Source organism: Streptomyces nogalater (genome assembly GCF_039532885.1).
GTDB lineage: Bacteria > Actinomycetota > Actinomycetes > Streptomycetales > Streptomycetaceae > Streptomyces > Streptomyces nogalater.
In genome coordinates, this window is the sequence record NZ_BAAASM010000006.1 from 437,435 (window position 1) to 449,764 (window position 12,330).

11 protein-coding genes and 1 tRNA gene are annotated in these 12,330 nt (G+C 71.5%); 5 read left to right on the top strand and 7 right to left on the bottom strand.

Annotated features, from left to right (window positions below; translation table 11 throughout):
• Positions 1 to 100: 100 nt before the first annotated feature.
• From ABD350_RS07685 to ABD350_RS07705, 5 genes are all read left to right on the top strand, one after another.
• On the top strand, positions 101 to 1,078 hold the full coding sequence (locus ABD350_RS07685) for an ABC transporter ATP-binding protein (RefSeq protein WP_344347060.1): 978 nt from the start codon (positions 101 to 103) through the stop codon (positions 1,076 to 1,078).
• Positions 1,068 to 1,976 (top strand): ABC transporter permease subunit, encoded by a 909-nt coding sequence (locus ABD350_RS07690; protein ID WP_344347012.1) that lies wholly within the window; start codon positions 1,068 to 1,070, stop codon positions 1,974 to 1,976. Before ABD350_RS07685 ends, ABD350_RS07690 begins: the two co-directional genes overlap by 11 nt.
• Positions 1,973 to 2,884, top strand: a complete 912-nt coding sequence (locus ABD350_RS07695) for an ABC transporter ATP-binding protein (protein WP_344347013.1) — start codon at positions 1,973 to 1,975, stop codon at positions 2,882 to 2,884. The genes ABD350_RS07690 and ABD350_RS07695 overlap by 4 nt, the downstream gene beginning before the upstream one ends.
• A gap of 9 nt (positions 2,885 to 2,893) precedes the next feature.
• Positions 2,894 to 3,613 carry an ABC transporter permease subunit gene (locus ABD350_RS07700; protein WP_344347014.1) on the top strand — a complete coding sequence of 240 codons (720 nt, stop codon included), beginning with the start codon at positions 2,894 to 2,896 and terminating at the stop codon, positions 3,611 to 3,613.
• 347 nt (positions 3,614 to 3,960) lie between these two features.
• Positions 3,961 to 4,047 (top strand) — tRNA-Ser (locus ABD350_RS07705).
• Between the two features lie 138 nt (positions 4,048 to 4,185).
• On the opposite strand, the gene ABD350_RS07710 is transcribed toward ABD350_RS07705, so the two are convergent.
• The 7 genes from ABD350_RS07710 to ABD350_RS07740 all read right to left on the bottom strand — a co-directional run bounded on the left by ABD350_RS07710 (position 4,186) and on the right by ABD350_RS07740 (position 12,312).
• Positions 4,186 to 4,983 carry an HAD family hydrolase gene (locus tag ABD350_RS07710; protein ID WP_344347016.1) on the bottom strand — a complete coding sequence of 266 codons (798 nt, stop codon included), beginning with the start codon at positions 4,981 to 4,983 and terminating at the stop codon, positions 4,186 to 4,188.
• Complete coding sequence (serS, locus tag ABD350_RS07715) at positions 4,980 to 6,257, bottom strand: serine--tRNA ligase (RefSeq protein WP_344347018.1); 1,278 nt, start codon at positions 6,255 to 6,257, stop codon at positions 4,980 to 4,982. The genes ABD350_RS07710 and serS overlap by 4 nt, the downstream gene beginning before the upstream one ends.
• 574 nt (positions 6,258 to 6,831) lie before the next feature.
• Complete coding sequence (gene pheA, locus ABD350_RS07720; RefSeq protein WP_344347019.1) at positions 6,832 to 7,764, bottom strand: prephenate dehydratase; 933 nt, start codon at positions 7,762 to 7,764, stop codon at positions 6,832 to 6,834.
• Positions 7,765 to 7,864: 100 nt separating this feature from the next.
• Positions 7,865 to 9,145 carry an iron uptake transporter deferrochelatase/peroxidase subunit gene (gene efeB / locus ABD350_RS07725; RefSeq protein WP_344347020.1) on the bottom strand — a complete coding sequence of 427 codons (1,281 nt, stop codon included), beginning with the start codon at positions 9,143 to 9,145 and terminating at the stop codon, positions 7,865 to 7,867.
• An 8-nt stretch (positions 9,146 to 9,153) separates the two neighbouring features.
• Entirely contained in the window at positions 9,154 to 11,181 is a 2,028-nt protein-coding gene (locus tag ABD350_RS07730; RefSeq protein WP_344347021.1) for a copper resistance CopC/CopD family protein, read from the bottom strand.
• Positions 11,182 to 11,194: 13 nt separating this feature from the next.
• The gene (locus tag ABD350_RS07735) at positions 11,195 to 11,662 is read right to left on the bottom strand and encodes a copper chaperone PCu(A)C (protein ID WP_344347022.1); all 468 of its coding nucleotides are present in this window, start codon (positions 11,660 to 11,662) and stop codon (positions 11,195 to 11,197) included.
• Positions 11,659 to 12,312, bottom strand: a complete 654-nt coding sequence (locus ABD350_RS07740; protein WP_344347023.1) for an SCO family protein — start codon at positions 12,310 to 12,312, stop codon at positions 11,659 to 11,661. The genes ABD350_RS07735 and ABD350_RS07740 overlap by 4 nt, the downstream gene beginning before the upstream one ends.
• Positions 12,313 to 12,330 lie beyond the last annotated feature (18 nt).

The following is a 12,330-nucleotide window of genomic DNA, read 5'->3' on the forward strand; positions in this document are numbered from 1 at the left end:
GGTGACCCTTAGGGTCCCGTAATACCTGGGACGGACGGGGAAACGGCTCTGAGGTCTGACGACGGACGTGGTCCGGATCACTACCGTCGAAGGCGTGACTGTGATCGCGACCGAAAGCCTGAGCAAGCGGTTCCCCCGGGTGACCGCACTCGACCGGCTGTCCGTGGACATCGGGCCCGGTGTGACCGGACTCGTCGGGGCCAATGGCGCCGGCAAGTCCACCCTGATCAAGATTCTGCTGGGGCTGTCCCCCGCCACGGAGGGCCGGGCCGAGGTGCTCGGCCTCGACGTCGCCACCAAGGGCGCCGCCATCCGCGAGCGCGTCGGGTACATGCCGGAACACGACTGCCTGCCGCCGGACGTCTCGGCCACCGAGTTCGTCGTCCACATGGCTCGCATGTCCGGCCTCCCGCCCACCGCCGCGCGCGAGCGCACCGCCGACACCCTGCGCCACGTGGGGCTGTACGAGGAGCGCTACCGCCCCATCGGCGGCTATTCGACCGGCATGAAGCAGCGCGTGAAGCTCGCCCAGGCCCTGGTGCACGACCCGCAGCTGGTCTTCCTGGACGAGCCGACCAACGGACTCGACCCGGTCGGCCGCGACGAGATGCTCGGCCTGATCCGCCGCATCCACAGCGACTTCGGCATCTCGGTCCTGGTCACCTCCCATCTGCTGGGCGAGCTGGAGCGCACTTGTGACCACGTCGTCGTCATCGACGGCGGCACACTGCTGCGCTCCAGCTCCACCACCGACTTCACCCAGACCACGACCACCCTCGCGATCGAGGTCACCGACAGCGACGCCCACCCCGACGGCACCCGCGCGGTCCGCGAGGCGCTGCACGCCCGCGGGGTCGACACCCACGCGGAGGCCGGCGGACTGCCCGGCGCCGGGCACATCCTGCTGCTGACCGCCACCGGCGAGGACACCTACGACCTGGTCCGGGACGTGGTCGCCGACCTCGGCCTCGGCCTGGTGCGCATGGAACAGCGCCGGCACCACATCTCCGAGGTCTTCACCAGCGGCGACGAACAGCGGGACGAACAGCGGAAGGAGGCCGTCGGCCATGGCGGTTGAGCATCCCCCGGCAACGCCCACCGGCGACCAGAGCCGCATCCACGACATCGGCTACCGCGGCTACGACGGCCCCCGCCTCGGCCGCTCCTACGCCCGCCGCTCGCTGTACTCGCAGTCCCTGCGCGGCGCCTACGGCCTCGGCCGCTCGGTGAAGTCCAAGGTGCTGCCGATGCTGCTGTTCGCGGTGATGTGCGTGCCGGCCGCCATCATGGTGGCCGTCGCCGTCGTCACCAAGGCGCACGAACTGCCGGTGTCCTACACCCGGTACGCGATCGTCACGCAGGCCGTGATCAGCCTGTACGTCGCCTCGCAGGCGCCCCAGGCGGTCTCCCGCGACCTGCGCTTCAAGACCGTGCCGCTGTACTTCTCGCGGCCCATCGAAACCGCCGACTACGTCCGCGCCAAGTTCGCGGCGCTCGCCTCCGCGCTCTTCATCCTCACCGGCGCCCCGCTGCTGGTGATGTACGTGGGCGCGCTGCTGTCCAAGATGGACTTCACCCATCAGACCAAGGAATTCGCCCAGGGACTGGTCTCCGTGGCCCTCCTCTCGCTGCTCTTCGCCGGCATCGGCCTGGTCATCGCCGCCTTCACCCCGCGCCGCGGCTTCGGCATCGCCGCCGTGATCGCCGTACTGACCATCTCCTACGGCGCGGTCTCCACTCTCCAGGCCATCGCCGACACCCAGGGCAGCAGCTCCGCCGTGCCGTGGATCGGACTGTTCTCGCCGATCACGCTGATCGACGGCGTGCAGTCCGCGTTCCTCGGCGGCACCTCCGCCTACCCGGGCGGCACCGGCCCGTCCGGCGGCCAGGGCGTGGTCCACGTCCTGTTCGTCCTGGGCCTGATCGCCGCCTGCTACGGCCTCCTCGTCCGCCGCTACCGCAAGGTGGGACTGTGACCACCCTGAACATCGACCACGTCTCCCGCTGGTTCGGCAACGTCGTCGCCGTCAACGACATCACCATGACCATCGGTCCCGGTGTCACCGGGCTGCTCGGCCCCAACGGCGCCGGCAAGTCCACCCTGATCAACATGATGGGCGGCTTCCTCGCCCCCTCCACCGGCACGGTCACCCTCGACGGACAACCGGTGTGGCGCAACGAGGCCATCTACCGGCACATCGGCATCGTCCCCGAGCGGGAGGCGATGTACGACTTCCTCACCGGCCGCGAGTTCGTCCTCGCCAACGCCGAGCTGCACGGACTCGACGCCAAGGCCGCCCAGCGCGCCCTGGCCACGGTGGAGATGGAGTACGCGCAGGACCGGAAGATCGCCACGTACTCCAAGGGCATGCGGCAGCGCGTGAAGATGGCGAGCGCCCTGGTGCACGACCCGTCGCTGCTCCTGCTGGACGAACCGTTCAACGGCATGGACCCGCGCCAGCGCATGCAGCTGATGGACCTGCTGCGCAAGATGGGCGACGAGGGCCGCACGGTGCTGTTCTCCTCGCACATCCTCGAAGAGGTCGAGCAGCTCGCCCGGCACATCGAGGTCGTCGTCGCCGGACGGCACGCGGCCAGCGGCGACTTCCGCCGGATCCGCCGCCTGATGACCGACCGCCCGCACCGCTACCTGGTGCGCTCCAGCGACGACCGCGCCCTCGCGGCGGCGCTGATCGCCGACCCCTCCACGGCCGGCATCGAGGTCGACCACGCCGAGGGCGCCCTGCGCATCCAGGCCGTCGACTTCGGCCGCTTCACCGCCCTGCTGCCGAAGGTCGCCAGGGACCACGGCATCCGGCTGCTCACGGTCTCGCCGTCCGACGAATCCCTGGAGTCCGTCTTCTCGTATCTGGTCGCGGCGTAGGAGGCCAAGATGTACGACCCCACCGTGGCCCGGCTCACCTACCGGGCGCTGCTCGGCCGTCGCCGGGCCCTCATCCTCGGCGCCCTGCCGCTGCTGCTGATCGTGATCTCCGTGGCCGTGCGCGCCCTGACCGGGGCCGACGACCAGACCGCCTCCGACGTCCTCGGCGGGTTCGCGCTCGCCACCATGGTGCCGATCATCGGCGTCATCGCGGGCACGGGCGCGATCGGCCCGGAGATCGACGACGGCTCCGTTGTCTATCTGCTGTCCAAGCCGCTGAAGCGGCCCACGATCATCTTCACCAAGCTCATCGTCGCCATCGCCGTGACCATGATCTTCTCGGCAGTGCCGACCCTGATCGCGGGCCTGATCCTGAACGGCAACGGCCAGCAGGTCGCGGTCGCCTACACGGTCGCCGCGCTGGTCTCCTCCATCGCCTACTCGGCGCTCTTCCTGCTGCTGGGCACGGTCTCCCGGCACGCGGTGGTGTTCGGGCTCGTCTACGCCCTGGTCTGGGAGGCGCTGTTCGGCTCCCTGGTGCCGGGCGCGCGCACGCTGAGCGTCCAGCAATGGTCGCTGGCCGTCGCCCACAAGATCGCCGACGGGCCGCTGGTGACCTCCGACGTGGGCCTGCCGACGGCCACCGTGCTGCTGGTGGTGGTCACCGTCCTGGCCACCTGGTACGCCGGGCAGAAGCTGCGGTCGCTCACGCTCGCCGGCGAGGAGTGAGGAAACCCCGGCCCCCTCGGGTGCGACCTGTACGGCCCTCTCCACGTTGTACGGCCCTCTGCGTACGGCCCTCTTGCACGTGGACGGCCCTCTCCACGCGCCATATTCGGTGGCGTCCGATTCGGCGGCGGGGCACAGTAGTCGTGCCCCGTCCGCCGGGATCGTCCCGGCGTCACGAACCGGGAGTGGAGGTGGGCGATGTCCATGCACGGCAGTACGCCCGGCTCCCGTCAGGGCGGCCCGAGGCCGGCTCCGGAGTAGTCGCCACCGCTCCGTGGAGCCAGGGAACCGCCCGGGGCGGCCGCTTCGAGCACGCGAGCACCACGCTCGCGTGAGGCCGCCCACCCGGAGGATTGGCCGAGTGGCAAGGCACCGGCTTGCTAAGCCGTGGTCGGGCTGGAAAGCCCGCGCACGTTCGATCCGTGCATCCTCCGCAAGACGTTGCCCCCGGGCTCGGCCGCAGGGGGCGCTGGGATGCGTCGTCCGATACGGGTCCGGTGGGGCAGGGCGCCCACGCGGCGGAGCCGCACATCGGGCACGGCCCCGCGCGCCTTCGGCACCTCCGGGGCACGCTACGCCAGCAGGCGCTCCAGAACCACCGCGATGCCGTCCTCCTCGTGGGAGGCCGTCACCTCGTCGGCCACCGCCTTGAGCTCCGCGTGGGCGTTGGCCATGGCCACGCCCCGGGCGGCCCAGGCGAACATCGGGATGTCGTTGGGCATGTCGCCGAAGGCGATCGTGTCGGCCGCCTTCAGGCCCAGGCGGCGGGCGGCCAGCGACAGACCCGTGGCCTTGGACAGGCCGAGCGGAAGCAGTTCCACGATGCCCGCACCCGCCATGGCCACCGTGACGAAGCCGCCGGCCGCCTGCCGGGCCGCCTCCGCCAGCTCGTCGTCGCCCAGCGTCGGATGCTGTATGTAGATCTTGTTGAGCGGGGCCGCCCACAGGTCGGAGACGTCCGTGAACGGGGTGCCGGGCAGCCGTCCCGTGACCGCGTAGCCCGGGCCCACCAGCACCTCGCCGTCCAGGCCGTCCCGGCTGGCGGCCAGGTACAGCGGGCCCACCTCGGCCTCGATCTTGGCCAGGGCCACGCCCGCCAACTGCCGGTCCAGGGTGACCGAGGTCAGCAGGCGGTGCGCGCCGGCGTCGTACACCTGGGCGCCCTGGCCGCAGACGGCGAGGCCGTCGTAGCCGAGGTCGTCCAGGATGTGCCGGGTCCAGGGGACCGCGCGGCCGGTGACGACGATATGGGCCGCGCCCGCCGCGGTGGCCGCGGCGAGCGCGTCACGGGTGCGCTGCGAGATCGACTCGTCGGAGCGCAGCAGCGTTCCGTCGAGATCGGTGGCGATGAGCCCGTAGGGGAAGCTCACCGGGACACCGGCTCCAGGACCTCACGACCGCCCAGGTACGGGCGCAGCACCTCGGGCACGTGGACGGAGCCGTCGGCCTGCTGGTGGTTCTCCAGAATCGCCACGATGGTGCGCGGGACGGCGCACAGCGTGCCGTTGAGCGTGGCCAGCGGCTTGACCTGCTTGCCGTCGCGGACCCGGATGGACAGCCGGCGGGACTGGAACTCGGTGCAGTCCGAGGTAGACGTCAGCTCGCGGTACTTGCCCTGGGTCGGGATCCACGCCTCGCAGTCGAACTTACGGGCGGCCGAGGCGCCGAGGTCGGCGGAGGCGACGTCGATGACGCGGAACGGCAGCTCCAGCGAGGTCAGCCACTGCTTCTCCCACTCCAGCAGGCGCTGGTGCTCGGCCGGGGAGTCCTCGGGGGCGACGTACGAGAACATCTCGACCTTGTCGAACTGGTGCACGCGGAAGATGCCCCGGGTGTCCTTGCCGTGCGAGCCGGCCTCGCGGCGGAAGCACGGGGAGAAGCCCGCGTAGCGCAGCGGCAGCCGGTCGGCGTCGATGATCTCGTCCATGTGGTAGGCCGCCAGCGGGACCTCGGAGGTGCCGACCAGGTACAGGTCGTCCTTGTCGAGGTGGTAGACGTCCTGGGCGGCCTGGCCGAGGAAGCCGGTGCCGGCCATGGACTGCGGGCGGACCAGCGCCGGGGTCAGCATCGGGGTGAAGCCGGCCGCGGTGGCCTGCGCGATCGCCGCGTTCACCAGGGCCAGCTCCAGCAGGGCGCCGACGCCGGTGAGGAAGTAGAAGCGGGAGCCGGAGACCTTGGCGCCGCGCTCGACGTCGATCGCGCCGAGCAGCTGGCCCAGCTCCAGGTGGTCCTTGGGCTCGAAGCCCTCGGCGGCGAAGTCGCGGATCGTGCCGTGCGTCTCCAGCGTGACGAAGTCCTCCTCGCCGCCGACGGGCACGTCGGGGTGGACGAGGTTGCCGAGCCGGAGCAGCAGCTCCTGGGTCTCGGCGTCGGCCGCGTCGCGCTCGGCGTCGGCGGCCTTGACGTCGGCCTTCAGCTGCTCGGCGCGCTTGAGCAGTTCGGCCTTCTCCTCGGCGGCGGCCTTGGGGATCAGCTTGCCGAGCTGCTTCTGCTCGGCGCGCAGTTCGTCGAAGCGGACGCCGGAGGACCTGCGCCGCTCGTCGGCAGACAGGAGGGAGTCGACGAGCGCGACGTCCTCTCCACGGGCGCGCTGGGACGCGCGCACACGGTCGGGGTCCTCACGAAGCAGGCGAAGGTCAATCACGAGGCCAAGGCTACCGGTGCGGGGTCGCGGCTCACGAATCACTATTACGGTGAGTTCGCATTCGCGGCGTACGTTCCGTTATGCGGTAATTGCCGGGAGCCTTCCCTCGGGTGCGCCGCAGGTCAAGGCGAAAGTGTCTCACTCCCTGGGACGGGGCAGGCCCCGGGCGTCCGGTTGACCCGATTCCCTTGTGGAGAACGGGATTTGGCGAGCCGGTTGTCCACAGAGATCCACACCTTCAGCAGAGTTATCCACAGGCTGTGTGGAAGATCTGTGGACTTCGGAATTGATCACTGGGCAAAGTCTCGACAGGCCGAAGAATTCCCGGGTCAAACGTCCCCGACGCCCACTTTCGGGTGGAAAACGGTCGCCCTGAAAGATGAACCCAAGGAAACGGGTGGACGAAGGAAGGGTCGCGGAGCGGTGACCCCGGCCGGGCGCCCTAGGGCGATTTGTCGACCCTGCACCCGCGTCCTGTCGACTTGTCCCCAGGTCGAGAAGGGCACCTGTGGATAACTTCTGTGGATAACGTTCGTCGGAAGGTACGACCGGCTGGATCGTAAGGTACGACCGGCTAGAAGCGGCCGTCCTGGCAGCGCGCCACCCAGTCCGACGCCGCCATGAACTCCTCGTCCGATGTCCCCGGCGGGGTCGGCCGGGCCTCGCCCGGTGCGATGTCCGCCCGCGGATAGGAACCGAGGAAACGCACCTGGAGGCAGATCCGCCGCAGCCCCATCAGTGCCTCCGCCACCCGCCGGTCGGCGATATGGCCCTCGGCGTCGATGCAGAAGCAGTAGTTGCCGATGCCCGCGCCGGTCGGCCGGGACTGGAGCAGCATCAGGTTGATGCCGCGCGAGGCGAATTCGCCGAGCAGGTCGCGCAGCGCGCCGGGGTGGTCGTCCCGCTGCCACAGCACCACCGAGGTCTTGTCGGCACCGGTGGGCGCGGCGGGCCGGGCCGGGCGGCCGACCAGCACGAACCGGGTCTGCGCGTTCTCCGCGTCATGGATCCCGGTCTCCAGCGCCTCCAGGCCGTACCGGGCGGCGGCGAACTCGCCCGCGAAGGCGGCGTCGTAGTGGCCCTCCTGGACCAGACGGGCGGCGTCCGCGTTGGAGGCGGCCGACTCCCAGACCGCGTCCGGGAGGTGGGCGCGCAGCCAGTTGCGCACCTGCGGCTGGGCCGCCGGGTGGGCGGAGACCGACTTGATGTCCGCGAGCTTCGTGCCGGGCCGGACCAGCAGCGCGAAGGTGATCGACAGCAGCACCTCGCGGTAGATCATCAGCGGCTCGCCCGCGACCAGCTCGTCCAGGGTGGTGGTGATGCCGCCCTCGACGGAGTTCTCGATCGGCACGAACGCGGCCTCGGCCTCGCCGACCCGGACCGCGTCCAGCGCGGACTGCACCGACACGTACGGGATCAGCTCCCGGGTGGCCGCTTCGGGAAGCGTGCGCAGGGCGACCTCCGTGAAGGTGCCCTCCGGGCCGAGATAGGCATAGCTCGCTGGCATGTCCTCACCCTAATGGCCGTGGAGGGGGCCGGCGTGGCTGTCTCGGGAATGCCACTCGACCGGGTGGTTTGAACCCGGTGCGTCCCTCAAGCGGCCGTTGTCATCCCTCCAGCAGCCGCTGACCCACGTACTCACCCTTCGCCGCCCCGCCCGGCACCGCGAACAGGCCGCTCGCCTCGTGCCGGATGAACTGCGACAGGGCGTCGCCCCGGTCGAGCTTGCGCTGCACAGGGACGAAACCGCGCAGCGGATCGGCCTGCCAGCAGATGAAGAGCAGACCGGCGTCCGGGGTGCCGTCCGCGTCGATGCCGTCGTGGTAGGAGAAGGGCCGCCGCAGCATGGCCGCGCCGCCGTTGCGGTCGGGCCGGGTGATCCGGGCGTGCGCGTTGAGCGGCACCAGGTAGTCGCCCTCGGCGTCGGCCTTCTCCAGGTCCATCGGGGTCGTCTCGTCACCGCCGGACAGCGGCGCCCCGTCGGCCTTGCGGCGCCCGATGACCTGCTCCTGAGCCGTGGTCGACAGCTTCTCCCAGTCGTCCAGGAGCATGCGGATGCGGCGGACGACGGCGTAGGAGCCGTTCGCCATCCACGCCGGCTCGCCCGAGGCGGGCACGAAGATCCGCTTCTCGAAGTCGGCGTCCGACGGCTTGGGATTACCGGTGCCGTCGAGCTGGCCCATGAGGTTGCGGGCCGTCATGGGGTGCGCGGTGGCCCCCGGGCTGCGGTTGAAGCCGTTCATCTGCCAGCGCACCCGGGCGGCCGACCCCGCGTCCTTCTGGATCGCGCGCAGCGCGTGGAAGGCCACCAGGGCGTCGTCCGCCCCGATCTGCACCCACAGGTCACCGTCGCTGCGGGCCTTGTCGAGCCGGTCGGAGGAGAAGTCCGGCAGCGGATCCAGGGCGGCCGGCCGCTGCTTCTCCAGCCCGGTCCTGCCGAAGAAGCTGCGCCCGAAGCCGAAGGTGACGGTCAGCGACGACGGTCCCGCGTCCCGGGCCACATCGGTGTCGTCGTGCGGGGCGGGCTCGCCCGCCATCAGCCGCTCGGCCGTGGCCGACCAGCGGCGCAGCAGGGCCGCCGCCTCCTTGCGGCCCGCGCCCGCCACCAGGTCGAACGCGACGAGATGGCCGCGCGCCTGGAGGCCCTCGGTGATACCGGGCTGATGTTTCCCGTGAAACATCGCCCGGCCCGAACCCAGCGCGGTCAGCGGGGTGGCCCCGGCCGGCGCGGCGGCATAGCCCACGGCCCCGCCGGCCGCGCCGAGCACGAGCCCGGTGGCGCCGGCGGTGCCGAGCAGGGCGCGCCGGGAGATGCCGTTCGCGCGTTCCGTGGGCTCTGCCGTCGGCGTGTGGGGGGTGCGGACCTGGGAGAGGGACTGGTCGGGCATGGTGGGGTTCAGCCGATCTGCGCGTTCTTGGAGACGGTGGCCTGGTCGATGTCGGAGGTGCGGACCGTGACGGCGACCTTCCAGTCGCCGGCCACGGGCAGCTGCACCCCGCTCGCCGACCAGTGGCCGGTGGTGATGTGGTCGGGGTTCACGGGAAGCGGGCCGATCTTCTGCGCCTCCAGGGTGAAGGAGACCTTAACCTCCGGGACGTCGAAGGCCCGGCCGTTGGGGCGCTGGACGTAGACGTGCATCTCGTTGCCGCCCACCCGCGCGGGGTCGAGGTCGACGCGGACGACGCCCTTGCCGTCGGTGCCGCCGGTGTCGAACGGCATGTCCAGGCTGAGCGCGCCGGAGGACGCCGAGGTGCCGGAGCCGGCCGGGGACGAGGTGGCGGCCTTGGCCTCCTGCTCGGTGCGGCCCGGCTCGGTCTGGGTCAGTGCGGTGGTGACGGCGAGCAGCACCAGGGCGACACCGGCCTCGGCGAGCACCGAGCGGCGCAGCCCGAAGCGGTTCTCGTCGGCGTCGCGCAGCCGCTTCCGCCGGGCGGCGTCGACGGCCGCGCGCTGCCGGGCGAGCTGGGCGGCCCGCCGGGCGTCACCGGGGTCCCCGTCCGCGCCGCCGCCACCGGTCGTCGCGGCGGCGGGGACCCGCTCTCGGGCGTCGGCGGCCGTGATCCGCTCTTCCCGGGCCGTCGACTCCGGCCCGGCGTCGGCGGCCGGGACCCGGCCCGCCCGCTCCTGCTCGGCGTCGCTGTCGGCACTGTCCGGGATCCGGTCCGTCCGCTCCCGTTCCGTGTCCGCGCTCCGGTCGGTGAGCCGCCCCGTCCACCGCCGGGACAGGCCCGCGATCCCGACCAGCACCACCACCAGGGCGATCTTGGCCAGCAGCAGCTGCCCGTAGCGGGTCTCGGTGAACGCCGACCAGGAGCCGAGCTGCCGCCAGGACTGGTAGACGCCGGTGGCGACGAGCGCGAGGACGGAGCCGAAGGCCAGCCGGGAGAAGCGCCGGACGGCGACGGCCTCGACGGGGTGCTCGGCGGGCGCCCGGTACAGCGCGGTCAACAGGGCGGTGAGCCCGCCCAGCCAGGCGGCGACGGCCAGCAGATGGACGACGTCCACCGGCATGGCGAGACCCGGCTGGAGCCCGGTGGAGGCGTGCTCGGCCATGGCCCAGCTGGTGGCGAGCCCGGCCGCGACGACCACCCCGCCGACCGAGAGCCCGAAGGTCAGGTCGCGTTTCTCGGCCACGTCCTCGCGCCGGGTGTAGGTGCCGAACAGGACGGCGACGAACAGCGCGGCGGCGGCGAGCAGCAGCAGCCGGGAGACCAGCGCGGCCCCGGTCTTGGTCTGGAGCACCTGGCCGAGCAGGTCGAGGTCGAAGACGTCGCCGAACGCCCCGGTGGTGGTGTACGAGCCGCGCAGGAGCAGCAGCCACAGGGTGGCCGCGGTCAGCGCGATCCAGCCGCCGACGACGAGCCGCTGTACGGCCCGTACCCCCGCGCCGCGCTGCCAGCAGGCGAGGACGAAGGCCGCCCCGCCGGCGAGCACGATGAAACCGGCGTACGACACGTACCGGCCGAACGCGTAGAGCCCGCCCACGACTCCGCCGCCCGCGGCCGGCGCGGTGCCGGTCACGACGGTTTGCGAGGGCGCGCCGACGGAGAAGGTGTAGGCGCCGGCGACGGGGTGGCTGTCCGCGGAGACGACCTGGTAGGTGACGGTGTAGGTGCCCTTGGCCAGGCCGCTTTTGAGTTTCACGGCGTACGTCGTCCCGCTCACGGTGGCGGGACTGCCCGTCTGCACCGGTGTGCCCCGGGGGTCGAGGACGCGCACGGAGTCGTCGCTCATGGCCACCTTCTCGGAGAAGGTGAGCGTCACCCGGGTGGGTGCCGTGCCGGCCACCACGCCCTGCGCGGGGTCGCTGCCGGTCAGCGCCGCGTGGGCGAAGGCGGGTGAGGCGCCCGCCAGCAGTGCGCCGGTGACGGCGAGCAGGAGCAGCAGCAGGGTCCGCAGACGGGGAGCGGTGGTCCGGGTCACGGTGGTCCCTCCCTCAGTGGCCGGTCGACGGGGTGTACGTCGCGGACTTCACCGGCATCTCGACGGTGAGCGGCCCGGACTTGGCGAAGGTGAGCTTCACGCTGACCGTCTGGCCCTGCTTCGGCGCACGCTTCAGCTTCTCGAACATCAGGTGGTTGCCCCCGCTGCGGAACACCAGCCGGCCGTGCGCCGGTATGCCGAAGGAGGACTCCTCCGCCATGGCCCCGCCGGTGGTGCTGTGCATGGTGACCTGCCCGGCGATGTCGCTGCTGACCGAGGTCAGCTCGTCGCCGGCCCCGCCCTCGTTGGTGATCGTCAGGAATCCGGCGGCCATGCCGGCGGAGACGGGCTGGGGCATGTAGGGAGAGCTGACGGACAGGTCCGCCGTCTTCGAGCCCGAGTCCGCCGCGGAGTCCGAGCAGCCCGTGAGGGCGAGTGCGGCGGCGAGCGCGCCCGCGGTCAGGACGGCCCGGCGCCTCACGGATTGGCTCCCTTGACGAGCTTGGGCAGGTCCCTGGTGTAGTCGTCGGCCGAGGCGTTCTCGCCGTACAGGACGTAACCGGCGTCGGTCTTCGGGGAGAAGGCGACGACCTGGGTGCCGTGCATGGAGACGAGCTTGCCGTTCTTGTCCTTCTTCGTCGGCTCCACGGCGATGCCCAGGGACCGGGCGCCGGCCTGGACCTTGGCGAAGTCACCGGTGAGGCCGATGAACTCCGGGTCGATGCCCTTGAGCCACTTGCCCAGCTCGGCGGGGGTGTCGCGGGCGGGGTCGGTGGTGACGAACACGACCTTCAGGGCGTCCTGCTCGGCCTTGGGCAGTGCCTTCTTGGCGAGGGCGATGTTGCTCATCGTGGCCGGGCAGATGTCCGGGCAGTGGGTGTAGCCGAAGTAGACGAGGGTCGGGTGGCCCTTGGTCTCCTTGCGGAGGTCGTACTTCTTGCCGTGGGTGTCGGTGAGGACCAGGGCCGGCTTGTCGAACGGCTGGTCCAGCACGGTGGCGGGCTTGTTCGAGTCGGTGCCGCCCGAGACCACGGCGATCGGTGCGTTGTCGTCGTTCCCGCTGCCGCAGGCGGAGAGGGTCAGGGTGGCGGCGGCGAGCAGCGCCGCCGCGGCGAACGTCTTCTTGCGCATAGGAAAATGTCCCAGATG

Bases quoted from the DNA above. Each gene is read 5' to 3' on its own strand.
- pheA (WP_344347019.1), bottom strand. From the start codon at position 7,764: ATGCCAGCGAGCTATGCCTATCTCGGCCCGGAGGGCACCTTCACGGAG.
- ABD350_RS07740 (WP_344347023.1), bottom strand. From the start codon at position 12,312: ATGCGCAAGAAGACGTTCGCCGCGGCGGCGCTGCTCGCCGCCGCCACC.
- ABD350_RS07690 (WP_344347012.1), top strand. From the start codon at position 1,068: ATGGCGGTTGAGCATCCCCCGGCAACGCCCACCGGCGACCAGAGCCGC.
- efeB (WP_344347020.1), bottom strand. From the start codon at position 9,145: ATGCCCGACCAGTCCCTCTCCCAGGTCCGCACCCCCCACACGCCGACG.
- ABD350_RS07700 (WP_344347014.1), top strand. From the start codon at position 2,894: ATGTACGACCCCACCGTGGCCCGGCTCACCTACCGGGCGCTGCTCGGC.